Source organism: Flagellimonas algicida (assembly GCF_049629585.1).
GTDB lineage: Bacteria > Bacteroidota > Bacteroidia > Flavobacteriales > Flavobacteriaceae > Flagellimonas.
Genome location: NZ_JBMYIX010000001.1, coordinates 207,790 through 234,005, shown reverse-complemented (window position 1 = coordinate 234,005; position 26,216 = coordinate 207,790). Strand labels below are relative to the sequence as shown.

The 26,216-nt window shown below is 42.6% G+C and carries 24 protein-coding genes and 1 pseudogene; 9 read left to right on the top strand and 16 right to left on the bottom strand.

All coding sequences use genetic code 11. The features are described 5' to 3' along the window. The first annotated feature begins 87 nt into the window (after window positions 1-87). The 4 genes from ACPD8L_RS01015 to ACPD8L_RS01000 all read left to right on the top strand — a co-directional run bounded on the left by ACPD8L_RS01015 (window position 88) and on the right by ACPD8L_RS01000 (window position 3,645). On the top strand, window positions 88-495 hold the full coding sequence (locus tag ACPD8L_RS01015) for a hypothetical protein (protein ID WP_423941293.1): 408 nt from the start codon (window positions 88-90) through the stop codon (window positions 493-495). Between the two features lie 119 nt (window positions 496-614). After that, window positions 615-1,700: an efflux RND transporter periplasmic adaptor subunit gene (locus tag ACPD8L_RS01010; protein WP_421809133.1), complete on the top strand. Its 1,086-nt coding sequence runs from the start codon at window positions 615-617 to the stop codon at window positions 1,698-1,700. After that, complete coding sequence (locus ACPD8L_RS01005; protein ID WP_423941290.1) at window positions 1,697-2,959, top strand: ABC transporter permease; 1,263 nt, start codon at window positions 1,697-1,699, stop codon at window positions 2,957-2,959. The genes ACPD8L_RS01010 and ACPD8L_RS01005 overlap by 4 nt, the downstream gene beginning before the upstream one ends. Before the next feature lie 14 nt (window positions 2,960-2,973). After that, window positions 2,974-3,645, top strand: a complete 672-nt coding sequence (locus tag ACPD8L_RS01000) for an ABC transporter ATP-binding protein (protein ID WP_116219140.1) — start codon at window positions 2,974-2,976, stop codon at window positions 3,643-3,645. Between the two features lie 7 nt (window positions 3,646-3,652). Here the strand turns inward: ACPD8L_RS01000 and ACPD8L_RS00995 are convergent, their stop codons facing one another. The 4 genes from ACPD8L_RS00995 to ACPD8L_RS00980 form a co-directional block, all read right to left on the bottom strand. Then, window positions 3,653-3,946, bottom strand: a complete 294-nt coding sequence (locus tag ACPD8L_RS00995; RefSeq protein WP_421809132.1) for a chaperone modulator CbpM — start codon at window positions 3,944-3,946, stop codon at window positions 3,653-3,655. 1 nt (window position 3,947) lies between these two features. Continuing rightward, on the bottom strand, window positions 3,948-4,856 hold the full coding sequence (locus ACPD8L_RS00990) for a DnaJ C-terminal domain-containing protein (RefSeq protein ID WP_423941287.1): 909 nt from the start codon (window positions 4,854-4,856) through the stop codon (window positions 3,948-3,950). A gap of 161 nt (window positions 4,857-5,017) precedes the next feature. Continuing rightward, window positions 5,018-7,555, bottom strand: coding sequence for an ABC transporter permease (locus ACPD8L_RS00985; protein WP_293299850.1), 2,538 nt, complete (start codon window positions 7,553-7,555; stop codon window positions 5,018-5,020). Between the two features lie 2 nt (window positions 7,556-7,557). Further along, window positions 7,558-8,235: an ABC transporter ATP-binding protein gene (locus tag ACPD8L_RS00980; RefSeq protein ID WP_423941284.1), complete on the bottom strand. Its 678-nt coding sequence runs from the start codon at window positions 8,233-8,235 to the stop codon at window positions 7,558-7,560. Between the two features lie 41 nt (window positions 8,236-8,276). Here ACPD8L_RS00980 and ACPD8L_RS00975 point away from each other — a divergent pair, with 41 nt between their 5' ends. Beyond that, window positions 8,277-8,984, top strand: a complete 708-nt coding sequence (locus ACPD8L_RS00975; protein ID WP_423941281.1) for an arylesterase — start codon at window positions 8,277-8,279, stop codon at window positions 8,982-8,984. Here ACPD8L_RS00975 and ACPD8L_RS00970 read toward each other — a convergent pair. The 7 genes from ACPD8L_RS00970 to ACPD8L_RS00940 all read right to left on the bottom strand — a co-directional run bounded on the left by ACPD8L_RS00970 (window position 8,967) and on the right by ACPD8L_RS00940 (window position 18,622). Beyond that, window positions 8,967-10,835, bottom strand: coding sequence for a SulP family inorganic anion transporter (locus ACPD8L_RS00970; protein ID WP_423941278.1), 1,869 nt, complete (start codon window positions 10,833-10,835; stop codon window positions 8,967-8,969). The genes ACPD8L_RS00975 and ACPD8L_RS00970 overlap by 18 nt on opposite strands. A gap of 16 nt (window positions 10,836-10,851) precedes the next feature. Beyond that, on the bottom strand, window positions 10,852-11,271 hold the full coding sequence (locus ACPD8L_RS00965; RefSeq protein WP_423941275.1) for a GreA/GreB family elongation factor: 420 nt from the start codon (window positions 11,269-11,271) through the stop codon (window positions 10,852-10,854). A gap of 43 nt (window positions 11,272-11,314) precedes the next feature. Continuing rightward, window positions 11,315-12,607 (bottom strand): Glu/Leu/Phe/Val family dehydrogenase, encoded by a 1,293-nt coding sequence (locus tag ACPD8L_RS00960; RefSeq protein ID WP_423941273.1) that lies wholly within the window; start codon window positions 12,605-12,607, stop codon window positions 11,315-11,317. A 227-nt stretch (window positions 12,608-12,834) separates the two neighbouring features. After that, the gene (locus ACPD8L_RS00955; protein ID WP_147300881.1) at window positions 12,835-13,440 is read right to left on the bottom strand and encodes an MCP four helix bundle domain-containing protein; all 606 of its coding nucleotides are present in this window, start codon (window positions 13,438-13,440) and stop codon (window positions 12,835-12,837) included. A 349-nt stretch (window positions 13,441-13,789) separates the two neighbouring features. After that, window positions 13,790-15,574 carry a PQQ-dependent sugar dehydrogenase gene (locus ACPD8L_RS00950; protein ID WP_423941270.1) on the bottom strand — a complete coding sequence of 595 codons (1,785 nt, stop codon included), beginning with the start codon at window positions 15,572-15,574 and terminating at the stop codon, window positions 13,790-13,792. A 148-nt stretch (window positions 15,575-15,722) separates the two neighbouring features. Then, a complete protein-coding gene (locus ACPD8L_RS00945) occupies window positions 15,723-17,342 on the bottom strand; it encodes an L-lactate permease (RefSeq protein WP_423941267.1) in 1,620 nt (539 codons plus the stop codon). 38 nt (window positions 17,343-17,380) lie between these two features. Further along, window positions 17,381-18,622, bottom strand: a complete 1,242-nt coding sequence (locus ACPD8L_RS00940) for an amidohydrolase/deacetylase family metallohydrolase (protein ID WP_423941265.1) — start codon at window positions 18,620-18,622, stop codon at window positions 17,381-17,383. A gap of 254 nt (window positions 18,623-18,876) precedes the next feature. Between ACPD8L_RS00940 and ACPD8L_RS00935 the strand changes: the two genes are divergently transcribed. Then, window positions 18,877-20,163, top strand: coding sequence for an Nramp family divalent metal transporter (locus tag ACPD8L_RS00935; RefSeq protein WP_423941262.1), 1,287 nt, complete (start codon window positions 18,877-18,879; stop codon window positions 20,161-20,163). A 26-nt stretch (window positions 20,164-20,189) separates the two neighbouring features. Here the strand turns inward: ACPD8L_RS00935 and ACPD8L_RS00930 are convergent, their stop codons facing one another. Further along, a complete protein-coding gene (locus ACPD8L_RS00930) occupies window positions 20,190-20,822 on the bottom strand; it encodes a bifunctional 4-hydroxy-2-oxoglutarate aldolase/2-dehydro-3-deoxy-phosphogluconate aldolase (protein ID WP_423941259.1) in 633 nt (210 codons plus the stop codon). After that, window positions 20,819-21,829, bottom strand: coding sequence for a PfkB family carbohydrate kinase (locus ACPD8L_RS00925; protein ID WP_423941257.1), 1,011 nt, complete (start codon window positions 21,827-21,829; stop codon window positions 20,819-20,821). The genes ACPD8L_RS00930 and ACPD8L_RS00925 overlap by 4 nt, the downstream gene beginning before the upstream one ends. Window positions 21,830-22,307: 478 nt before the next feature. Here ACPD8L_RS00925 and ACPD8L_RS00920 point away from each other — a divergent pair, with 478 nt between their 5' ends. Further along, the gene (locus tag ACPD8L_RS00920; RefSeq protein ID WP_423941256.1) at window positions 22,308-23,363 is read left to right on the top strand and encodes a PAS domain-containing sensor histidine kinase; all 1,056 of its coding nucleotides are present in this window, start codon (window positions 22,308-22,310) and stop codon (window positions 23,361-23,363) included. A gap of 129 nt (window positions 23,364-23,492) precedes the next feature. On the opposite strand, the gene ACPD8L_RS00915 is transcribed toward ACPD8L_RS00920, so the two are convergent. After that, a complete protein-coding gene (locus ACPD8L_RS00915) occupies window positions 23,493-24,011 on the bottom strand; it encodes a DUF5004 domain-containing protein (RefSeq protein WP_423941253.1) in 519 nt (172 codons plus the stop codon). Window positions 24,012-24,184: 173 nt separating this feature from the next. Here ACPD8L_RS00915 and ACPD8L_RS00910 point away from each other — a divergent pair, with 173 nt between their 5' ends. Continuing rightward, window positions 24,185-24,508 (top strand): hypothetical protein, encoded by a 324-nt coding sequence (locus ACPD8L_RS00910; protein WP_423941251.1) that lies wholly within the window; start codon window positions 24,185-24,187, stop codon window positions 24,506-24,508. Window positions 24,509-24,879: 371 nt separating this feature from the next. Next, a pseudogene (locus tag ACPD8L_RS00905) lies at window positions 24,880-24,969 on the top strand (nuclear transport factor 2 family protein); the annotation flags it as partial. Window positions 24,970-25,292: 323 nt separating this feature from the next. Here the strand turns inward: ACPD8L_RS00905 and ACPD8L_RS00900 are convergent. Both ACPD8L_RS00900 and ACPD8L_RS00895 read right to left on the bottom strand, forming a co-directional pair. After that, window positions 25,293-25,985, bottom strand: coding sequence for a DUF8184 family protein (locus tag ACPD8L_RS00900; RefSeq protein ID WP_423941248.1), 693 nt, complete (start codon window positions 25,983-25,985; stop codon window positions 25,293-25,295). Between the two features lie 7 nt (window positions 25,986-25,992). After that, complete coding sequence (locus ACPD8L_RS00895; protein ID WP_421809118.1) at window positions 25,993-26,193, bottom strand: hypothetical protein; 201 nt, start codon at window positions 26,191-26,193, stop codon at window positions 25,993-25,995. Window positions 26,194-26,216 lie beyond the last annotated feature (23 nt).

Sequence of the window (26,216 nt, the reverse complement as noted above, 5' to 3'; positions counted from 1 at the left end):
CCACTAAAGTTAGCAAATAACTGATTTACATCATAAGCGATGGCCCCTTCCTTGTTTATCTTTATTCAAAGCATAAAAACAATCAAAATGATGGATTCAAAAAAGAAACTGGGAAATGAATTGTACCAAAACTTGGGAAGACTTTTCTATGCCGTGGCCATGGCGGACCATAGTATCCATGCAAAGGAGATGGATCGGTTAAAGGAAGTGGTACGTGACCATTGGCTGGAAGTGGACGATATTGAGGATGAGTATGGAACCGACGCGGCCTTTCAAATTGAGACCGTTTTTGATTGGTTGGTGGAATACGAAAAGGACAGTGATGAAATCTATGAAGAGTTCGAAGCTTTTTACACCGAACACACAATCCTGTTCCCCGACCGGATAAAACAGCTCATCATGTCAACGGCCCGAGCCATAACTTCGGCCTTTGCCGGCAGTAATAAGTCCGAACTGATTGTACTGGGACGAATTGAATTGCTTTTTAGGTCTTGATTCCCAAAAGTTTTGTGATAAGTACATATAGGGTACTTAAATAAATCGAATACTGACATTACTCATAGTACCCATACAATTTTTATTGGTAATTTGGAGATTGTTTGACAAAACCCACTATGAGAAAGACACTTCTGTTCATTTTTGGTTCCGCCCTTCTTTTTTCATGTAACCATACTTCAGATAAAACCTATCCCAAAAAAATGTCCCTCACCGAATCCGTATATGCATCGGCAACGGTACAGCCTGATAGTCTTTACCAAGCTTATTCCATTGTTATGGGGATCTTGGACAAGGTCTGGGTAGAAGAGGGTGACACTGTGGCCAAAGGGGACCGGATTCTTCAAATCACTAATACCTCTCCCGAACTCAATAGAAAAAATGCGGAGTTGTCATTGCGTCTGGCGCGTGAAAATTATAGCGGAAGTGCCGCGGTGCTCAACGGCATCAAGGACGAAATCCAAGCAGCCGAACTGAAATTGAAAAATGATTCCATAAATTATTTCAGGCAAAAAAACCTGTGGGACCAAAACATTGGCTCCAAAGTGGAATACGATAACCGCAAACTGGCCTATGAACTTTCCCAAAACAACTTGAGCTTGTTAAATCAAAAATACGACCGGACCAAAAATGAGCTCGCCACTCAAGTTCAACAAGCCGAAAACACCTATAAATCCTCCCTCACTACCTCTGAGGATTTTACCGTGGTGAGTAAAATAGACGGTAAAGTATATGCCATTTACAAAAACCCCGGTGAAATCATCAATACGGTTGAGCCTGTTGCTGCCGTGGGAAGAAGCGATAAATTTATGGTGGAACTATTGGTCGATGAAGTGGATATCGTAAAGGTGAAAAACGACCAAAAAGTCTATATTACCTTGGACTCCTATGGGGAGGATGTATTTGAGGCCAAAGTGGACAAAATATATCCCAGAAAGGATGAAAGTTCGCAAACCTTTATGGTCGAGGCCATTTTTGTGAATTCGCCACCCACTTTGTATCCTGGCCTTTCCGGCGAAGGAAACATTGTCATTGCCCAAAAGGAAGAAGCCCTTACCATTCCCAAGGAGTATCTCATTGGGGCCTCCAGTGTGCTTACCGATGATGGCGAAAAAGATATCACCATAGGCCTCCAAAACATGGAAATGGTTGAAGTCTTGGATGGAATTACTGAAAAAACGGCCATTTATATCCCTGAAGAATGACCAACTGGCCCGTAATACTTGGAATTGCCAAAACACATCTTATCTCCAAGATGAAATCCACCGTCACGGCCACCCTCGGTGTTACTTTTGGAATTGGGGCCTATATTACCTTGGTGAGTTTTATGACCGGGCTCAATGCCATGCTGGACGATTTGGTGTTGAACCAAACGCCACACATCCATCTGTACAATGAAATACGGCCTTCTGAAAAACAACCCGTTGACCTTTTTGGAGACTTCAAGAACTCTTTTAATGTGGTCCGTTCCATAAAACCAAAACAGAGCCAGAAAAAGATACACAATGCCCTGCCTATTTTGGATTATCTGAAAAAACATCCCAATGTAAAGGGTGCCACCCCCCAACTCAAGGCCCAAATATTTTATTTATCGGGCAATATTGAGCTTGGTGGCAACTTAGTGGGTGTGGACATCATGGAAGAGGTTCGGCTGTCCAACATTCAGGATAACATCATTGAGGGTTCTCCCAAAGCCTTAAAAAATAATGATAATGGGATTTTGCTCGGGGCCGGACTGGCCGAAAAAATGTCGTTGTCCCTGGGCGACCGGGTACAGATAAGCACCGTAACAGGGAACATTTTCCCCTTGAAGATCGTAGGGATATACCAAAGTGGAATCGCTGAAATTGATAACGTCCAGAGTTTTGCCAACCTTAAGACCGTACAGCGTATTTTGGGTGAGACGGAGAATTATGTTACGGACATCAACATTAAACTATTGAATCTGGACGAAGCAGCATTGATGGCGCAACGCTTGGAAAGACAGTTCAATACCAAGGCCGTGGATATCAATGAGGCCAATGCCCAATTTGAAACCGGTTCGGACATACGGAATTTGATCACGTATGCGGTATCCATAACCCTGCTCATTGTAGCCGGGTTCGGCATCTACAATATCCTGAACATGCTCATCTACGAAAAAATGAAGGATATTGCCATTCTCAAGGCCACCGGGTTTTCCGGTAAGGATGTACAATACATTTTTATGAGTCAGGCCATGATCATTGGCGCCGTTGGGGGTGTCTTTGGACTGCTGATTGGTCTTGCGCTATCAAAAATCATTGACCAAACCCCATTTCATACTGAAGCCCTGCCCACCATAAGCACGTTTCCTGTCAATTACAATATGGCCTATTATATCATTGGTATCACCTTTGCGTTGATTTCCACATTCATTGCAGGGTATCTTCCCTCAAAAAAAGCCAAGAAAATTGACCCGGTTCGAATCATAAGAGGTACTTAACCAAAAAAACACACTTGGTACTAGAAGCAAAAAATATCAATAAACACTTTCATTTGCCCAAGGATTTTCATGTGTTGAAAGACATTTCCTTTGGAGTGAAACAGGGAGAGTTCGCCTCGATCATGGGAAAATCGGGCTCTGGAAAATCAACCTTACTCTATATTCTGTCCACAATGGATACGGATTACACGGGAGAGTTGTATCTGAACAGACAACTGATCACGGGCAAATCGCACAACGAACTCTCCAGAATCCGAAACAAATCCATTGGTTTTGTGTTTCAGTTCCACTATTTGCTTTCCGAATTCAGTGTTTTGGAAAATGTGATGTTGCCCGCAAAAAAATTGGCGGAAAAGTCCTTGGCCGAAATAGAGCACGATGCCCATGAGAAATTGTCCATGCTCCATATTGGACATTTGGCCCAGCAAAAAGCATCCCGGATTTCAGGGGGCGAAAAGCAACGGGTGGCCATTGCGCGGGCATTGATCAATGACCCTGCCATATTAATGGGTGACGAACCCACCGGGAACCTGGACAGTCACAACTCGGAAAATGTGTTCAACATCTTTAAACGGTTGAAGGAAGAACAGGGGCTATCCTTATTGGTGGTAACCCATGATGAGGACTTTGCAAAGAGAACGGACCGTATCATTGAAATGGAAGACGGGATGATCATTAAGCATTGATACCTGCTTAGAAGTCAAACCTATCCAGCTTTCTTTTAAGTGCCGCCACTTCTTCTTGCAAACCTTCAACCTGTTGCAAAAGGTGGTATACTGCCTGCACTCCTTCAGGGTTGATGTCCAATTCCTTGTGAAGACGGACCATTTTTTCAAGAATCGGCAATTCGTCGGTTGAAAGCAAAGCTTCCTCTTTTGAGTCATCTATTTGCAACAGTTCAAACTCATACATGGAATACACAAAAGATTCCTTTACGCCATGATGTTGGCAAAATGTCTTTACTGATATGTAGTTTTCCTGTTTCATTTTACGCTAGGTTGGTTTTTTCCAAGGCCTCAAATAGGGATTTCTGCTCCTCAGTCAGATTTTTGGGGATGTCCACCGTATAGGTCAGAAACAAATCTCCAAATTCTCCTTCTTTTTTATACTTGGGAAAACCCTTTCCCTTCAATTTTACCTTGGTGCCATTGTTGGTTCCCGGGGCAACTTTCAGCTTGACCTTTCCGGTGAGGGTCTCCACCAAAATCTCACCTCCCAGAACGGCCTTGGTCAAGGGTATTTGAACAGCTTTGTACAAATCGGCTCCATCTCTTTTGAATGCCGTGTTGTTGGTAATGGAAAAGGTAATGTAGAGGTCTCCGGCCGGGCCACCTTGGATTCCCGGCCCACCATGTCCTTTTACTTTTATGGTCTGTTCATCTTCTATCCCTGCGGGAATGGTCAATCGGATGTTTTTCCCGTTCACGGTCAAGGTCTGCTTTTGGGTAGTATACACGTCCATCAAGGACAATTGTAACTTGGCATGATAATCCTCTCCCCTAAAACGAACTTTTTGCCCCCTTCCACCAAAACTGGAAGCACCACCGAACATGGATTCAAAAAAATCTGAAAAATCCTGTTCAGAGCCACCGGCATGGGAATAGGTATATCCGGAAGAACTTCTGGAACGACCTTGTGAATTGGCCCTTTTGGCCTTTTCAAACTCGTCGGCATGTTGCCAATCTTTTCCGTACTGATCGTACTTTTTCCTTTTTTCAGGGTCGGACAGTACTTCATTGGCCTCGTTCACCTTTTTAAAGTTGAGTTCGGCTTCCTTATCGTTGGGGTTAAGGTCAGGGTGATACTTTCTGGCCAATTTCCGATAGGCTTTTTTAATTGCATCTGCGGTTGCGCTTTTATCAATACCCAGAACTTTATAATAATCTATAAACTCCATGTGTCAATTCAATAAATATAGATTTATGACCTTTTGCAGTTTCCTGTTCAACCTAAATGGACAGGCACCTTCAAAATAAGCAAAAGTTGTTTAACAAATACATGATGTTTGTCATTGACCCGTCCCACGGTACCGTTTACATTATATTGAAGCCCATAGCTTCACTCCTTTTCTTTTTTCAAAACGGTAAGGGGTGAATTTCGGATCACTCCTATACTGTTACCCACTCCCAAAGCAAATACCAATAGGGTAATTGCCGGAAGAATAATGGCAAACGGTATCCATGAAGGTGCAAAGGTGGTATCAAACAGTATATAGGCCAATAGGGAACTGCCCAACACGGCCAACACCACACCCATAAAGGCTCCCAAAAATCCTAAAATGGCATATTCAATCGCAATCATTTGTAAAATCTGATGCCCTTGGGCCCCCAAGGTCCTGAGCAAGGCACTTTGTTTTACGCGTTGGTGCTTACTGCTATATATTGCTCCCATGAGCACGGCTACTCCCACAAAAATGCTAAAGAATGCCATGAAGTTGATTACCCAACCGATTTTACCCAAAATATCTTCCAATAGGTTTAGAATGCGCTTTAAATCCAAAATGGAAACATTGGGGAACTGGGCCACCAACTGTTGCTGTAGTTGTGCCGAGCCCAAATCGTCCTTTGTCCTGGTGGTCATTACCCCAAACTGCGGGGCCTTTTCCAACACTCCTGCTGGAAATACAACGGAAAAATTGGGTTGCAATCGATTCCAATCCACTTCCCGGACACTCTGCACAACAGTATTCATCAACCTTCCTTGCACATTGAATACAACAGGATCCCCAACGGTAACCTTGGCCATATCGGCAAAACTGTTACTCACGGAAATGGGCACGTCAGTATCCGAATCTACCTTGCCTACCCAATCCCCGGCAATAATCCGTTCGGACCGGATAAGACTGTCCCGGTACGTAACCCTGAACTCATGGTTCAAAATCCATCTACTTACTTGGGAGGTGGTATCTTTCCGAATGGCTTCTACTGGTTTGCCATTCAAGGCGGCAACGCGCATGGTCACAATCGGAATCTTATCGATTACGGGTATTCCCGATGCTTCAATGGTCTGGGAAACTGCCTCCACTTGTTGACTTTGGATGTCCATTAGGATCATATTGGCGCTATTGGCGCTATCCTCAATGGCAGCCTTTTCCAGCAGCATGTCTTTTGTAAAATAGAGTGTGCTGATCAGAAAGGTTCCTATTCCTACGGACAGTACCAATACCAAGGTCTGGTTTTGCGGTCGGAATAAATTCCGAAGACTTTGGCGTGGAATAAAGCTCCAAGAATGTGGGAAGAATTTTTTAAGCATTCCCATAAATAGTCGGGCAATTCCCGTAAGAACCAAAAAGACCACCAACAGCCCCAGTACAAAAAACAGGGACCGCATAAAATCCCCCAACAGCCAAAAGGAAAAACAGAACACGAACAGCACAATGCCCAATCCAACAGCTGTGGTGGCCCATTTGGAACGGGATTGGGGTTCTTGCACCACCCGTAAGGTCTGTAATGGTGAAACGTAAAGCGTTTTCATGAGAGGATATAGGGCAAACAAAATGGACATGGCCAATCCCAAGGAGATTCCCAATACCATACTTTGGAAAGACAGTGTGATTCCTACTTCAACGGGCAGCAAATCCCCCAATAAAAGGGGAAATAGCTGTTGTAGAAAATACGCCAGGGTCGTACCCAAAAGCCCGCCAATAATCCCCATGCAGGCAATTTGCACGAAAAATATCAAATAACTTTGCCGTTTGGTGGCACCCAAACATTTGAGCACTGCAATGGATTTTACTTTCATTTGGACATAGATTCCCATTCCGCTGGCAATCCCCACACAGCCTAAAAGCAGGGCAATAAATCCTACTAGATTGAGGAACTTTCCAAAGTTTTCATAACGTCGTCCCAAGCGTCTTGCTTCGGATAGGTGCGTATCCAAATCTGCATCTTCGGCATCAAGGACAGGCTCCAACGTTTCGTTCAACAAGGTCAAATCTTGACTTTCATCTGCTTTAAAATAGTACTTATAATCAATGCGACTCCCTGTCTGGACCAGTCCTGTAGCTTCAATATACCTAAATGGAATAAGCACCGGAGGGGCTATAGCCCCAAAGACCGAGGTACTCCCCGGCACATTCTCCAAGGCTCCTCCAATGGGCAGCGTTACAGCACCCAATTTTATACTGTCGCCCACCTTTAAATTGAATTGAAGCATGGTTGTGGCATCCACTAAGGCTCTTCCTGTACTAAGATTATGAGCAGCGGAAACTGGTTTGGTCTCCAACGCTCCATAAAAAGGGAAACCATCATCAACGCCCCTTACCTCTACCAGTTTGGTCCCATTATGTCCTGGAAAAGCAGCCATAGAGGAGAAATTGATTTCTCGCGCATCGGCTCCTCCCAAGGAGTCCATAATGCCCATGACCTTATCGTTGACAGGTTTATTGCTTTCAATCACGTAGTCGGCACCCAATAAGGCTTTGGATTGCGAGGCAATGTTTTCTTTCAACAACCTACTGAACGAATGCACACTGACCACAGCGGCCACACCCAAGGTTATGGAAAAGACAAACAACAACAGTTTGCCATAACTTGCCTTCCCATCCCGCCAGGCCATTTTTAACAGCCAAGAGAACCCAGTATTGTTCTTTCCCATGATCAAGCTACCGTTTCTTCTATTTTACCCGACCTTAACCGTATGCTCTTGTCCGTTTTTTTGGCCAAATCCAGATCATGGGTCACAATCACCAGTGCGGTACCTTGTTCCTTATTAAGTTCAAAAAGCAAATCCTCAATTTTGGTCCCGGTTTCATCATCCAGGTTCCCGGTAGGTTCGTCCGCAAAAAGTATGGATGGTTTATTGGCGAAAGCGCGTGCCAAGGCAACACGTTGTTGCTCTCCCCCAGACAATTGGGAGGGGTAATGCCCTGATCTTTCTTTCAGGCCTACTTTGGCCAATAGTTCCCTGCCCTGCTCCGATGCATTTTTAACTCCACGGAGTTCCAAGGGAACAATCACATTTTCCAAGGCCGTGAGTGTGGGCAACAATTGAAAGTCCTGAAAAACGAAGCCCACATTTTCATTTCTTAAGCGTGCCCTACCATCTTCGTCCAAATCGAACAAGTTGTGGTCACAGAGCCATATTTCACCCGCGTCTGTGGTGTCAAGTCCTGCACACAACCCCAATAAGGTCGTTTTTCCACTTCCCGAAGGCCCCACAATGGCAAAGGTTTCACCACGGTCGACTTCAAAAGAAACATTATTGAGTACATTGAGGTCATGTTCACCGCTCCGATAGGTTTTAGAGAGGTTTTGAACTTTTAATATCTTTGACATACACACTTTTGGTTAAAACTCTCAAAATACTAAAATTGACCATGACCAAGAAAACCCCATGCTCCCCCAGGTCGTTAATGTTTTGTTATTTTTTAGCGCTGTTATTGGTTGGCTGTGGAGGAAAGACCGCTGGCAACAAAACACAGGATGCCAATGCTGAAGTCGAATCCGAAACCCAAGCATCCGAAACCCCCAGTTCCAAAAAGAAGATTCTGTTTTTTGGCGATAGCCTCACTGCGGGCTATGGTCTGGAGGTAAGCCAAGCTTTTCCTGCCTTGATCCAACAAAGAATTGATTCACTTGGGTTGGACTATACCGTAATCAACGCCGGGTTGAGCGGTGAAACCACTGCAAGTGGCAAAAATCGATTGGAATGGGTCCTGGAGGATGATGTGGATATCGTTATCATAGAACTCGGTGCCAATGATGGACTGCGGGGCATTCCATTGACGGAAACAGAAGCCAATTTACAAACCATGGTAGACCATGTGCAAAGAGAATTACCTAATGCCAAAATCATTTTGGCCGGTATGATGATTCCACCCAACATGGGGCCCGAATACACCGGGACATTTGAGCGCATTTTTCCCAAGTTGGCAACATCCGAAGGCATCAATTTAATCCCTTTTCTATTGGAGAACGTGGCCGGAATCCCAGAACTCAACCAAGGTGATGGCATCCATCCTACCGTGAAAGGACAGAAATTGGTTGCCGACAATGTTTGGGAAGTACTAGCGCCCTTGCTCTAAATATATGCTTTTGATGGCAGAGGTACATTCCTCAAAACTGTTGAATATTTGGTTTTCGGAAACCAAGGATGGTATCAACTTTACCCGTTCCATCATGTATTTGGGTTGTTCCAAAACCCCGACAAAGAGTACTTTGATATCGGATTTTTTAAGATCCATCACAACATCTTCCAGGGTATAGAGCCCGGATTGGTCCAAATACTGCATACGATCCATGCGAATGACCACTGTTGAAGCGGTTTTGGGAATCTGTTTGGCCAATTGTTGAAATTCACTGGTAAACCCAAAAAACAAGGGACCTTTCAAATGTTTGATAAAAACTTCCTTTTTGAGATTTTCCGGAAAGTTGACTTCGTCCGCCCAACCTTTTTCTTCCTCCAAGGTTTTTACATCCGACCATTTGGCCGTGAGATCACCCATTTTCTTCATGAACATCAGTGAGGCAATCACCAGACCCACTCCCACTGCATATACGAGGTTCCAAATTGAGGACAATACCATTACCACCAACATGATAATCACCTCGGAGCTGACCTTAAAGGGACCAATTTTGGCATCCCTGGGCAAAAATGGTATGGCCCTTAGCCCTCTATAATCTATTACCCCAATACCGACAGTTACCAAGATTCCTGCCAATACTGCCGCCGGTATTTTTGAGGCTACTGGCCCCAAGGCCAACAATACCACCAACAAAAGAATCCCGGCCATCATTCCTGATAATTTGGTTTTACCTCCTGCATTGATGTTCACCACCGTACGAATGGTAGCACCTGCACCTGGAAGACCCCCAAATAGTGCTGCCACACTGTTTCCTACTCCTTGTCCGATCAATTCCTTGTTGGGCTTATGTTGGGTCTTGGTCATATTATCCGCGACCACAGAGGTCAAAAGGGAATCTATGGCCCCTAATAACGCCAGTGTCAATGCCGTGAAAATATAGGGAGTCACTGAATCTAATTTAAACTGCGTGAACATATCCAAATGAATCACAGGGAAACCTCCGGGTATCTGTTCAATGGGTCTATACTCCAAATCCATCCCATAGGCAAAACCCGAAACGACCAGCAAGGCCACCAAAGCACTGGGAATTGCTGTTGTAATCTTCTTAAAGCCATATATAATGGCAATTGTGGCCAAGGCCAAGGCCAATTCCAGCCAATTGATATTTTGAAGTGCCCTTGGGATTATTTTGAGGGTACCCATTACACCTGAGGTATCCTTACCCACCAAGGCCTTGGCCTCTTTTAAGATATGCTCCTCCGAGACTTCCCCTGATCGGTCAATGGTTTCCTGAAAATCATCAAGCACCAACATTCCTTCATCCGATTCCTCTTTGAGGATTTTTCTCAGCAGGGTTTCTTGGGCCGCAGGTCTATACTGATCAATAAGTCCTATGTCTTCCTTTGGGTAGTACCCTACTGAAGGTAAAATCTGCGTGACAAGGATGATCACCCCAATGGCTGTCATAAAACCGGAAACAACCGGATAAGGAATATACCTGATATACTTTCCGATACCTACAAGTCCCAATCCAATTTGGATGAGACCCGCCATTAAAAAGACCATCAATATGGCGGGCAAGGCTTTCTCTAAGTTACCATCATTCAATGCCAGAATCCCCGTAACCACCACCATACTCACTGCGGTCATAGGGGCCGTGGGACCTGAAATCTGGGTGTTGGTCCCACCAAAAAGTGCAGCAAAAAAACTGATGAAAATAGCACCATAGAGTCCGGCACTGGGTCCCATTCCAGAACTGACACCAAATGCCAGTGCCAAGGGAAGGGCCACTATCCCTGCGGTAACCCCGCCAAATATATCTCCTCTCAAATTGGAAAAAAATTTCCTCATAGTATTTTATATGTTTTTAGATCATCATGTTTAGGTTGATGGATTCGTTCTCCTGCTCCACATTTTCAATGGTCAGTTTCTGATTGCCCGATGGAAATTCCCATACGAGCGAATCGCCTTTGGCATATCCCATGACAGCGGACCCCATAGGGGTCAAAATTGAAATATGGGTGTTTTTTACATCACTTTTGCTGGGAACCACCAACTTGAACCTTTTATGCCATCCATTTTCGGAGAGTATGGTAACGGTTGTATTGAACCGAATGACATCATCCGGCATATTGGCTTCGTCCAAAATCTTAGCGGTTTCTAATTCACCCACGAGCTTCTGCACGGAACTCTTGAGTGTTGTGTCCTTATAATATCCCGAAACGTTCATCAACCTTTTCAAAAGGACATATTCTTTTTTTTCTATTACCAAACTCCTGTATTTCATTGCATTTCTTTTAAAACATTATAGGTACTTACATTTCTTCTCTCTATGGAAAAATACCTCTTTGGACATAGGTTTCTTCGAGTCGTTCAATAGCAATGACAAAGGCTGCTGTTCGCATATCCAAGTTTTTGGATTTTGCTTTATGGACCACCTTGGTGAAGGATTCCCTCATTTTTCTTTCCAGTTTTTCCATTACCTCATCCAAATGCCATATTTCACCATTTCTATTTTGCAACCATTCAAAATAACTTCCTATGACACCACCTGAATTACAGAGAATGTCGGGGATGATGTCCACCCCCCGTTTCAACAAAATTTCTTCGGCTTTTACATCCGTTGGGCCATTGGCACCCTCTGCAATCAGACTCGCTTTTATGTTCGGTGCATTTTCCACGGTGATTTGATTTCCTAGTGCGGCAGGAATACAGATATCGCAATCCAAATCAAAAAATTCGGCGTTCTCTATTGGGCGAGCATCCGCAAAACCCAAAATACTTCCTTTATTGGCCTTTGAATAGTCCAAAAGTTTTTCCGTGGAGATTCCTGTGTCATTATGTATGCTGCCGTAGGCATCCTGCACTGCAGTAAGTATGGCACCTTCTTTTTCCAGAAAGTAGGCCGCCCAATATCCCACATTACCAAAACCTTGAACGATAAACTTTTTATTCTTCAGGTTTACATTTTTATGTTCGGCCCAAAACTTGATGGTCAAGAAAACCCCATAACCGGTTGCCCTGTCCCTTCCTTCCGAACCTCCTGTACCAATAGGCTTTCCGGTAACCACATGCAAATTCTTTGAACGCTCGTTGGGAGATTTGGTAGACATGTAGGTATCCAAGATCCAAGCCATGGTCTGTGAATTGGTGTTCACATCCGGTGCCGGGATATCCAGTTCCGGACCAATATTGTCACCAAGCGCGTAGGTAAATCTTCTGGTGATGCGCTGCAGTTCGTCTTGGGAGTATTTTGTAGGGTCCAATTGAATACCTCCTTTGGCCCCGCCATAGGGCAATCCTGCCAAAGAAGTCTTCCAGGTCATCCACATGGCCAAGGCCCTTGCTGCATCAATATCCACAGTATGGTGGTACCGTAATCCTCCTTTGTAAGGACCAAGGGCATTGTTATGCTGTACGCGGTACCCTGTAAATATTTTCACCTCGCCATTATCCATTCGGACCGGGAAGTGGACAATGAACTCATTGTTGGTCACTTCCAGAATCTTACGAATGTTCTTGTTCAATTCTATAATGTCCGCAGCGTTGTTGAACTGCCTCATGACATTATCCAACATCCCTTGTTTCGGCTGCTTTTTTTTCGATGTTATTGTTGCTGTCATTTGATGAATTTTAATTGAGTGGGACACTCTTAACTATTACACATTTCATTTGTGACCGTAACGGTCAGTCCAGTGCCATTGCACCGATGGACGTATTCATTGCAGAGTTGGATATTGGCCCTATCCCGACTTAAGGAACAATAGACCGCATACCGACACGTAGAGCATAAACTCCTTGCCAATTCTTTCATGGATTATATAAACTTTGGTGATTTAAAGCTGGAATTTCAATGGATGGTATCCAAAACCTTGACCGGATAGAATACCAATATTAAAATGGACACGCCAATAATGGCCAAGAATGCTATCTCAAGGTTTGATAACATTCTATTGACCCGTAAGTTCTTTTCGGAAAGCTGGGTCAACACCCCGCCTTGTTCCAATTGAATCTTTTCAAGGCCATCCAAGGTGTTGTGTATTCGATCTAATTGATCCAATGCCTTGACTTTAGTGGCTTGCGAAACGTCTTTGGTAGCAATGGCCAGTTCCATGGGTTCCAATCCTGCGAATTGATGGTCCAATTGTTTCAGTAATCTAGCCTCATCCCGAGTTAACTTGGTTTTGGAAAAATCGTTCAACAAAACTTTGATGTCCTCATTCTCCTCTAAATTTTCCCCTTTTATAAAGGCTATTTCCTTTTCATGGGCCATATCCTGTAATTGATAGATATAGTCCTGCACCACTATCCGGTCATCATATATGGATTTAACAGTTTCCTGGATGGTGGAGAAATATTTCCTGTCCAACAAATTGGAAGCCAAGACCAGCAAAAAAGCGGTTGCCAGTACAAATCCCACCTGTATCCGTTGTCGTATTGAAAGTTTACCTACCATATTTCCATTTTAAGTTCCACTCCATATTTGTTCACTCCCTTGGAGTTTCTAGCATTGGCCATCGTCAGATTCCCATTTGGATATTATCGAAATTGTTTCTTCAAATCATCCAAAATTGCTGGAACAATCAGGCCTCGAAATGCTTGGTAGTCCAATGAGCAAAGTCTATGCCTTAAAAAGCTAAAAACGATAAATCAAATTAAAATACTGAAAATCAAACATATATGAAAAATAAAAAATATAGGGTTCAGAAGGATTCGGGGAGAAATTCCCCAGTTGGGAGAATTTTAACCTATTTAGTAACGCTTACCCAATTTCAAAATACATGTAGCTACCTAAAACTGGAGCTCTATTTTTTCGCTGTGGTTTCCTTTCGAACTTTTTCAACAACAAGGGCGCTCACCGGAGGTGATTCATTACCAAAAGCTTTACGCACGTAGGTAAGGATCGAGGCAATGGCATGATCGTCCAAATGACTATTGGCAGGCATGAGGCCATCGTATGATTTTCCGTTCACCTCTATTCTGCCTTGGATACCGTTGAGGACCACATCGATAAGTTTATGCTCGTCACCCATTACCCATTCCGAATCACGAAGGGGCGGAAAACGATTGTTATCCCCTTTGCCATCACCTTGGTGACAAGCGGCACAATAGGTATTGTACAGTATCCTTCCACTATGAAGGTCCCCTTGGGAAATAACATCCTTCACGGGGTCCGGGTCCCTGATGTAAGACTTGGTTTGCTTTATTTCTTCCATTGATGCCAACTGTTCTCTTCCAAAACCAGACTTGTCACCATGGTACATGATCCTCCAAATCTTTCCCTTGTTGGATTCACTTATATAAAGTGACCCATCAGGGCCTATGGAAAGTCCCATGGGTCTATATATGGCATCGCTGGTATTGGCAACCACTTCCAAATTGGCAAAACCATCTGCAAAAACCTCCCATTCTCCTGTTGATTCGCCATTTTCATCAAAGGGAACAAAACAAACCACAAACCCGGCTTGGGGATATGGGGCACGATCCGTAGAGCCGTGGAAAGCAATAAATGCCCCATTTTTATAGCGATCGGGAAATTGGTCCCCATCGTAGAACAAAACATCCATAGGGGCCCAGTGTCCCGGAAAACCTATTACGGGCTCATCAAACTGGGCGGCCCTACCAATGGTTTCCCCATCACCACCATATCCTGGTTGCAAGACGTTTTTTTTCTGAATATGATCATAGTAGGCATAGGGCCATCCATAATTAGATCCTTTAGTTACTCTCATAAGCTTTTCAGAAGGAAGCACAGCAGCCTGCCATTTGGAATAGATATCTGGGAACATGGTATGGAAGTTATCAATTCCATTGCCCACGGCATACAGACTTTTGTCTTTTGGGTTCCACTTCATGCCCACTACACTTCTGATCCCTGTGGCAAACTTTGTTCCGTCTTCTTGGGTGAGTCCTATTTTATTGGCATCGAATTGCCATATCCCGGCATGCTTTTCCAGTTCAGGGCAAGGTTCCAATCCTTTTCCATTGGGGATGCCTACCGGTCCGTAAAGTTCCATATCCTGACATGCGTCGGAGGGGCTTCCAAAAGGAACGTACATATGTCCCTCATCATCAAACGCGACCGGCTTGGTGGTATGCCAATTTCTTCCCACGTTAGGGTCCATATCCGTAAGTACCAGCTCGGTCTCACTTGTTGGAACCAATTCCCCTTCTCTAATCTTGTTTCTGTAAATGAATTTTCGTGTACTGGTATATAAATATCCGTCATGTATGGTAATCCCGGTAGCTCCCCTACCCTTTTCAATAAAATTCCCAAAGTGCACAATACTATCCGCTTTCCCATCTTGGTCCAGATCTCGCAAGGCAATGGTTCCCTTCCCGTCCTTGGAATTGCTCAATTGCGCATAAATGTCTCCCGTTTCATTGACTGTAATATGTCTTGTACGTCCAATACTATCAACCACTACCAATGCTTCAAATCCCTGCGGAAGGAACAGTCCACCATTATCCGGGTCTCCTTTTAGGGTAACTTCACTGGTTTTTGGTGTACACTGGAACAGGGTCAGTGAAAGAAATCCAAGGGCCGCCATCGGAGCCATCCTTCCCATCATTCTACTTTTCGAATTCATTTTAGTTTTGATGTTATATTAGTCATTTAGTCAATCCATTTTGCATGCAATCCACTAGTTAGCGCTCATTAACAAGGTAGTTTTGAAACCATCCGGGACAGGTTTATATTTCAATAGAAACAGGTTACCATAACAAAACCCCTTGCACTTACCATGTTGGAACAATCCACTTAACCACATATGCCTGTCCCAAAGTAATCAAGCAAATCAGTAGGAGCATTATCAAACTATGTTTTAGCGTATACCTAAAAAGTTGGGCTTCCTTACCGATCAATCCCACAGCAGCAGTACCTACAGCGATGGATTGCGGGGATATCATCTTTCCTACCACACCTCCGGAAGTATTTGAAGCTACGGTCACCAAGGGATCAACCCCGATTGTTTTTGCCGTTTCATACTGAAGCTTACCGAACAATGCGTTTGAAGATGTATCCGAACCGGTCACAAAAACACCCAACCAGCCAAGTATCGGCGCAAAGAATGGATATAAAAACCCGGTGTTCGCCAATACCAAGGCAATTGTGATCACAATCCCCGAATCATTCACCACATAGGCAAACCCCAAAATGGCCGAAACGGTAATGATGGGCAACTTTAATTGCTTTAGGGTTTCAACAAAAAGTTTTAGGCCCTCCCTGAATTTCATCCCCGATATGGGTATGGACAATAGTGCGGTGATCAAAATAGCGGTTCCGGCTGCCGATAAATAGTTGAATTTGTACGAATGGGGTATCCTGTTTCCCTGGTCATCCACAATTACATTATGCAATCCCTTGATATCAAACTTGAACGTACCGATCAAATCCAGTTTTTCCTTGACCGGGCCCAATCCCCAAATGATTATCAATATGGCCAGTATCACAAACGGCGACCAGGCCCTAGCAATCTGTTTCTTGGAAAAGATCCCTTCCTGAGCTTGTGTATCTGGGTCTTCATTGGCAAATCTCCATATATTCTTGGGCTTCCAAAACTTCAAAAAAACAATAAGACAGATAATGGAACCCAGTCCAGCAATAATATCTGGAAGTTCCGGACCCAGAAAATTGGAGGAGAACCATTGTAAAAAAGCAAAGGATACCCCGCAAACCAATATGGCAGGAAAAACCTCCTTGGATTTTTTAAACCCGCATACCAGCATCGTCAGATAAAATGGAAGCACCAAGGAAAGGATTGGCAACGTTCGCCCAACCATTTGGGAAATGGCCATTTCAGGTATCCCGGAAACCTGTGAAGCCACTGTTATGGGAATACCAATAGCGCCAAATGCAACCGGGGCTGTATTGGCAATCAAACAAATGCCTGCCGCATAGAAAGCATTGAACCCAAGACTTACCAACATGGCAGCCGTAATGGCCACTGGCGCACCAAATCCTGCAGTTCCCTCCAAAAAAGAACCAAAGGCAAAGGCTATCAACAAAGCCTGCAATCTCCGGTCCGAAGTAATCGAGGCCATGGAGTGTTTTATAATCTCAAACTGACCACTCTTTACAATGATGTTGAACAGGTATATCGTGGTCACCACGATCCAGCAAATGGGAAACAAGCCATATAAGACACCATGTCCAAAGGACAACAATGCCAACTTTACCGGCATGCCATATATGAACACCGCAACTAAGATTGCCATTAAGGCGGCATATAAACTGGCCTTATGCCCTTTCATCTTTTTCACGGCCAAAGCCCAAAAAATGGTGCCGATGGGTACGAGGGCAATTAACAAAGACCAAACAATATTGTCAAACGGGTCTACAACTTGGTTCCAGTTCATGGGTCAAAACTTAAGGTTATGGATCATTTTTCCAAGTTTTACATTCTTGGAACCCCACTGATCACCCTTGGAAGTGGTGAAGTAAGTCCGTTCAAGTCATAAAAGACCCTGCCACCTTTTATGGTCACTTCACATTCAAACTTTTTGGTGCCCGACATTTTTTTCCCTTGCTGATCGTAAAAGCCGAACTTACCCTCACGGATGTTGAAGATGGCCACATCGCCTTCAGACCCTACGGAAAGATTCCCCAATTGAGGTCTTTTTATGGTTTCTGCAGGTTTCCAGGTCACAGCGGTAATGATATCTTCCAGACCCATACCCAAAGCCATAAACTTTGACATAATACTCATGATATCCTTCATTGCGGCATTCATGCTCCCGCCATGGAGGTCGGTACTGATGACATCTGGGAAAAAGCCGTCCTTGGTTCCTGGAATGGCATTGGCGTACATGAAACTTGCACCTCCATACCCCACATCAAATATGAGACCTCTTTGGCGCGCTTCCCTCACAAAAGGTTTTACCTTGTTGGTCACAGTATCAATAATGGGCCGGCCATAGGTATGTGTGAAAATATCTCCGGGTCGGAAACGGCGTAAAACCTCATCTTCCAATTTACCATCCAACATCACGGGAATGTTTCCTGCCATGTTCCCAGCTTCAATGGCCCGATCTATGGGCACAAAATAATCTTCGCCATCCCCTCTAAAATGGGCCACCTTGAACCCCACGATCAAATCTGGATAGGTTTTGGCCATCAGGGCACTTAGTTTTGCATCCATATCATAGGTATCCTGTTCCCATGCCCCACCTTTCATTCCTTCTCCCACAATATTGAGAAAAGCCAGAACCCGTGTATGCGATCGATCAATGGTCTGTTCCTTGAACGTTTTAAAAGATTTCCATCCCGAACTTCCCGCATCGACCATGGTGGTCACCCCATTTCGAAAAGTAAATCCATCAGGAGATACTGCATAAAAGCTATTTCTAAGATAGTGGCCATCCTCCACACCAAAGAATCCATGCGCATGCATGTCCACAAGTCCCGGAACCACGTATAGTCCCTTGGCATCCACAGTTCTCTTGGCCCGCTTTCCATTGATCTTTTTGGAAACCATGGCAATCTTGCCATCTTTTATGGCAACATCCATTGGTTCGTCGATATCATTTTTTGGGTCGATCACATGCCCTCCAAGTACGGCAATATCAAATTCTTGGGCGTTGATACCATGGCTGGCATACATACAAAAAAGTAGAAGTACAATGATTTTTCCTCTCATTCTTAAATGGGTTGTTTGATGGGGTAACTTAAAATTCATTCCTGTTCAAGATACTACATGTCCTTGATCTACAGCATCTTTTTTTCCAATTCCATTCGTTTTGAAGAAGTCTTTTTTGAGGTTATGCCTCCCTGATAACATTTTTGGTCATCATTGTTGAAACCATAACCAAACTTTGGCCCGGACGGCTGTAATTTCCGTGGAATGAGATACAAATGTCATTATATTTATCACGCACATAAAATGACAACAGATTGGAAAACACGAAACCTGGGAGCAACCCCACCCGGAAAACCTCTATTATTTATAAACTTTGGGCCATCCTATTATCTGTAGGACCCGGTATTTTTTGCATTGGGTATACCATAGGAACAGGAAGTGTAACGGCCATGATCAAGGCTGGCAGCATGTATGGTATGCAATTGCTGTGGGTGTTATGCCTGAGTGCCTTTTTCTCATGGATATTGATGGATGCGTATGGCCGTTTTGCCGTTGTTACGGGGAAAACCGCCATAAATGCCTTTAAAAACTACCTGAAATGGGGTAAACCCCTTGCCATATTGACCATTGCAGGGGTTGTCATGGGGCAGTGGAGTTCCCTTTCCGGGATATTGGGACTCACCAGTAACGCCCTTTATGAATTTATGCGTATGTTTTTTCCCAGCTTGAACGAGGAAAACTATTGGGCCGTACTGGGCATATCCATTTTGATCATTATCATCATGTATATTTTTCTACTGGTTGGGAAATACTCATTCTTCGAAAAAATATTGGTCATTTTCGTGACCCTGATGGGCTTATCCTTCATCCTTTCCATGTTTATGGTCTTGCCATCCACGGAGGATATCGTAAAGGGACTGATTCCCCGAATTCCGCCTGGAGGAAATTTAATGGTGGCCGCCTTTGTTGGAACCACCATGGCTGCCCCAACATTTGTGGTACGTCCTATCTTATTGAAGGAAAAGGGATGGGGCATTTCCAATTTGAGTGACCAGCGTAAAGATGCCATGGTCTCTGCGATTTTTCTTTTGACCATTTCCGCAACCATAATGATCGCTGCCACAGGAGCCTTGTTCTATGATGGAAAAGTGGTTACCAATGTACTGGACATGGTTCAGGCCTTGGAACCGGTAGCGGGTAAAATGGCCGTGGCCGTTTTCATGATGGGCGCCATGAGCGCCGGGATATCTTCCATATTTCCAATTTTGATGGTACTGCCTCTATTGATCAGTGACTACAAGAGTGGAAAAATGGAGACCAATACCCCTACTTTTAAGATTTTGGTAGCGGTAGCCTGTTTGGTCGGACTGATTGTCCCTATACTGGGGGCCAATCCCATCATTGCCCAAATTACCACCCAAGTTGCCAACGTTTTTGTGCTTCCCTTGGTCATAGGTGGGATTATTGTATTGATCAATAGCAAAAAACTTATGGGAACACAACGTGCGAGTGTGTTGATGAACATCGGTCTGGTCACCGCATTCTGTTTTTCATTGATCATCTCCTATAAAGCGGTCATTGCACTGAACGATTTCTTTTGACATTATTCAGGGAAAGAGAGAATATATCATTGACAGGCTTCAATCTGCCGTATAAAGCTTTGGGCTTTTTCCGTTATTCCATTTGGGTTGTCTGGGTCGGCCATTTTGGTAAGCTCGCTGCCAATACCAAAACCATCGGCACCAGCCAACATCCATTCCTTGATGTTATCTGTGCTTATACCGCCCACCACAAAAAATTTCAGGGTACTCAATGGTCCTTTTATGGCCTTGAAATAATCCAGCCCAAAAATCCCTGCCGGGAATAGTTTAATAATGTCGGCTCCATGTTCATTGGCCATGCATATTTCTGAAGGCGTCAATGCCCCCATTATCACGGGAACACCATGGGAGTGTGCGAGTGGAATAATGGACACCTCTACGTTTGGCGTCACCAAAAACTGGGCTCCCGCCTCTATGGCTTCCTGGGCCAGCTTCTTATTCGTCACTGTTCCCGCCCCAATCAAAATATTGGGATATAAGGTTCTAGCATTCCGGATCTCCTCTAAAAAACCCGGGGTATTGGAGGTGATTTCCAATGCTTTGACGCCACCTTCCACCAATGCTCGTAGTATAGGTTGAATTTCTTGCTGATTTTTTTGCCGAATGATGGCTACCAATTTCACCTTTTCAAGAAAGGAAGTGATTTCTTCTTTGTTCATCGCAGTACGTGTCCTTGTATGTTCCCGTTCATTATGGAGGTTATTTCTGCCTCACTACTGGTGTGCTGGTCTCCCTTAATGGTATGTTTAAGGGCAAAGGCCGCTGTGGCAAAATCAAGGGATTTTTGGGCATCCCACTGATTCCCAAAACCATGTAAAAGTCCGGCAGCAAACGAGTCACCCGTACCAAAACGATCGGTAATGGCCACCTCATAGCTGGGTCCCGACAGTATTTCTCCATTATCCCTGCGCAGCAATCCCGATAAACGGTTTTTACTCGCAGAAAAATGATCCCGAACGGTAAAGGCAATATTGGAGACTCCCAACAGCCCCACAGCCTCTTCTATGGCATCCAAGGATTTTTCCATGGTATCCTTTCCTTTGGGTTGATATCCAAATACATCCTGTAACATGCCGTAATTGCCTAAAAGCAAATCGGTATTCTCCAGTATGGGCAAATACACTTTTCTGGCCTCTGAAGATGAAGACCAAAGCGTTCTTCTGAAATTAGGGTCGAAAGCAACTTTGACACCAAGTTTATGCGCCGTTTCTGCTACTTTGATGGTTTCCAATGCGCAGTTTTCGGAAAGTGCAGGTGTAATCCCTGAAATAAAGAGCCATTCTTTGTCTGTCAGGATTTGGGTCCAATCAAACTCCTGATTGGAAATTGTGCTGATTGCGGAATCCTTCCGGTCGTAAATGACCTTGGAAGGTCTAATGGAGCTTCCCACTTCTATAAAATAAATTCCTATCCTATTTCCCCCAAAGCGAATGTTGTCAACATTAACACCATAAGACAAGAGAGAGCCACTCGCAGCCCTTCCCAAATCGTTATCGGGCAGCTTGGTCACAAACTGGACAGAATTTCCCAAAACACCCAATGAAGAGGCTACATTGGACTCGGAACCTGCAAAGTTCATCTCCATATAATTGGAAGAACCTATTTTACATCCCCTTTCGGAAGGGGTAAGTCGTAATAAAATTTCACCAAATGTTACAAAACCCATAGTCTTGGTTTAATGGTCAGTACAAATCCCAATAAAAATGTTTCTGTGAAAGTAGCTTTAGTTTTAGTGTATCGCATAGAAATTACATTGAATGCTTAAAATTATGAATCTATCCCATAGATGCCAACAAATTAGGCACATCTAACACTCCTACAATTTTTGGTTATTGTTTCTTTACAAAAAACCTCAAAAATTTGGGTTCTCCATATCCAACTTCACATGGCACAAGGCCCACTAGAATACAATACAACCCCAAATCGTTAAATCTTTTTGGACATATTTCCGTACTGGTCAGTTTTGCATAATTTTAATGCGGATAAAATAAAATGATTCCAAAACTGTTTTATCCATGCGACAAGTATTTTTAATCGAGTTTGGTACCCTTGCCATTGCTCTTGACATCATCCAATCAATCCAAAAGATTTATTTGGCCAATCCATTCAAGTAATTCCACATAGAAACCAGCAACCAACTACAGATGAATCCAACACTAGAGCCATTCTTTAATCAGTCTTTGGATGGTCTTTGCATTGCCGATTACGATGGATATTTCGTAAAGGTAAACCCCTCGTTCAAATCGCTTTTGGGATATTCGGAAAAGGAATTGAAATCAAGGTTAATCTCCAGTTTCATCCATCCCAAGGATAGAGAGGCCACTGCCGGTCACCGAGAAAAATTACTGAAAAACAAACCCCTTACCAACTTTGAAAACAGATATATAACCAAATCAGGAGAACATATTTGGCTCCATTGGACCTCAATTCCCGTATCAAAAAAAGGGTTGATCTATGCCATAGCCAGGGATGTTACCCATACCAAGAAATTAGAGCAGGAGCGTATCAACCATCTGGAACAGCTTTCAAAAGTGAATAAGATCCTTAGGCAACAAAATTATGCCACACCCCATGATCTAAGATCTCCCCTCAACAATCTATTGTCCCTCCTTACCTTGATAGACCTTTCCAAAATTGATGATAAGGACACCGTTGAAATACTGGATTTGATATCACTTTCCGCGGAGGGTCTTAAGAACTCCCTCAACTCTTATTTGGATGCATTGAAGCAAAGGGAGGTCCCCACAGAAAAACTGGAAGAAGTTGACCTTGACCGAACACTCCAAAAGGTCAAAAGCTCCATTGGTTCATTGATACAAAAAGAAGGTGTGGTCTTCCATACCGATTTTTCAGAAATGGAACATGTTGCATTCAAGGAACGGTTCTTGGAAAGTATTTTTCTTAATCTCATAACCAATTCCATAAAATATACACAACCAAGTGTCTCCCCTATCATTTCAATTGTTGCCAAGGAAGTCCTTGGTAAAAAGACAATTACCTACACGGACAATGGCATAGGAATGGATTTGGAGAAGATGGGCGGTTCTATTTTTGAAATACGTGATAAGGATAGCGGCAACCAAGAAAGTAAGGGTGTGGGACTCTATTTGGTAAAAAGTCACATGACCAGCATTGGGGGCAGCATTGAAGTTAACAGCAAGGTCAACAAAGGCACTACTTTTACCCTGATTTTTAAATAATTGAATTTTCTTTGACAAATGCCTGTCAAGAAAAAACCACCAACTAAATTAAGTTGGTGGTTTTTATTTTTTTATCCATCCATTTCCCGGGAAGCTTGATGCCGGCAACACCTATATCGGTCGAGCAACCTATGGCACCATAGTATAGGTAAAGGTAATATCGGTCTGCACAGTGTTACCATCTACCTCGGTAACCGTATAGTTATCCGAAAAATAAAAAGTGGTCTCATCCGCACTGAAGTTGATCACTATATTTTGTAGTATGCAATTCCTTAACAAACCCAAAGTCTGCGAGCTCAATTGCCAAGTTCCCTCAGTTGTGAGCACGTTTTCACAATCTTCAAAACTTTGACTCTGCCCAATTTGATATGTCCGATCGGAATTAAAAGTATAGAAGGTACTCTTTTGACAATCCGAATACTGGGTATATATGTCATTGCTGGGATTGTCCTCGCCATCATCAGTTATATCAACTTCCTGCATTGCAACTATAGCTGAGAGCGTCCATGTCCCAATCAATTTTTGCTCATTTGCGGTAAGCGCACCCGTAAAATCCCCTGGGCAACTTGCCCCATCATCAGAATTGCAAGAAGTGATAAAAATTCCCGTAACCAGTGCCACAAGGCACCTAAAAGCATTCTTTTTCATAAAGTAAGGTTATATCATTTATAGATTGATGACATAAATGTATTAAGGTTGCATTAAAATGTGATGGAATTTAATATTTACCTTTTATCACATTCAATATTACTCTGGAAAATATGGGCCAAACTGAGTCCAAAAAAAATGATACTTTTCCAAAAGCAAACCTATCAGCCAAAATGGAAGTAAAACTTTCCGAAATCTTTATCTTCAAAACCAATGGGGCGCGCTACAGTAAAGAATCCTTGATGGCATTGGACATCAACATGGAACTTACCGAACGTTTGTCCGAATACTTGGGGTTAACCTATCTAGAAAGTAATGAAGTAGAAGGCAATCTGTGTTATGCCCAAAATAAAAATATCCGATCTGGCTATAGGATGGTGTTTTCAAAACCGGACATTCTAAATTATTTGGACCGTCAATTAAAACCCGGCACATATTACATTGAAACGGACACTATTGTTTTTCCTAGAACCATGGATTTTGGTAATATCGATTAGCTGTAGGGTCCTGACACAAAAAGGTCTTGAATGGATTGGCTGATTGAATATACCCATATCCAAAAATTATAATATAAACAGTTACGGGTGTTGATCTTTAGAGGCTGGATTTTACCAAAATCACTTTCAAAAATGTGGTTTGTGCCTCTCCATTCACCTGGCTTTACCCAACAATTCCCCATTGAATTAAAATAATTTCTCATACATCAAGGTTTCCCAAAAACTAGGTATCAAAATGATTTTAAATGTACCATTGAAAGGTCTAGAATGAAGCCGGGACCAAAACAAAACAGAAAGACAAGCATTAGTTATATCAATGTTACAGGCACTGCTGCCAATGCAAGGCTTGAAATAGCCTATCCCGATTTTCCTTTATCGATTATATGAATCTTCTTAAGGTAGATGGGGAATGGAAGATTGTAAGTAAAATATTTTATAAAAAGACAAAAGAAGAAAAATAGCTGTTAAGGCGTAGGTTCTTTTTTAAATTAGCCAGCCTTTGTTGTGCTTTGCATTGTAATGTAAGGCACAGCAAGTTTTATAAATCTCTTTATTATTTATGAAGGAACTGCCTGAGGTAATAAACGCTAGAATAAGAAGTTCTTGTTTTTCAAGCGATAATTAGTGTTAACCTCAAAAATTCTAATCTTTTCTGTTCCTTAGTTACGCTAAGCTAAACTAAGGAGAACGAGGATTTCCCGTACAGTGTTAGAAATGCTATTCCAATCAACTCTTGTTAGGTAAATGAGGACTAACTGGAACTTTTAACGTTAATAAACTTCAATTAATTGAACTCAATACCTAATACTCTTTCTGCATTTAATAATTCTTCCATAATGTTATAAATATCTTCACTTACATCTAAGAAATAAGAAAATTCACCTCCTTTATGTGAGTAATAGAGTTTTTTATCTTTAATATGAAAACTTTTTAATTTGATTCTTTTAAAAGGCTCGTATTCAATTAATATAAAACCATTATCTTCTTTAGTGATTGTGATGGAAGATTTATTACCTGATTGATATTCAGAAATAAAATCCAATTCTATAATTTTTCCTTTATCAAAAATCATATTGACCTTTGTAGCATCTTTTTTATTCAATTTTATGGTTTTAGTTTTGTTATTTATAGATGTAATAAATTGATAGGCTATTCTATTACATTCATAGATTGATTCTTCTTTTACAAAGTATCTATTACTTTTATGATCATCCCATGCTATGTATGTTACGTCTTCAGACATGTAGCGAGACGGATCATCAATAATGTGAAATGAAATTTCCTTACTATTTTCATTAATATGAATATCCAATATATCTTGGAGGCTTTCTTCTCTAAAAGGAGTGGTATTTAAAGAAAAACTTTTTTCAAAATCACTGTACCAAAAAGCTAATTTAGAAGTTATAGTTAATTTACTTGGATATGGACGATATTCAAAAACTAAATTAGTGGCAATAAATTCCTTTATTTTTTCCATAATATCTTTATTTTATTTTATGAGGGTTTTCAAGTACTTCCCAAATTTTATTAGAACGTTGTTTTAATTGATTACCATTTAATTTTTTACCTTGATTAATTTTTATTTTCTCAAAATCATCTAAGACTTTTTGAACTGCTTTTTGAACTTTTGAAAAGTCTTTAGGCCTAGATTTTTTCCTCCTACGGTTTTGGGTAATGTAATGCATTTTGCCTTGCCGTTTATTAAAAT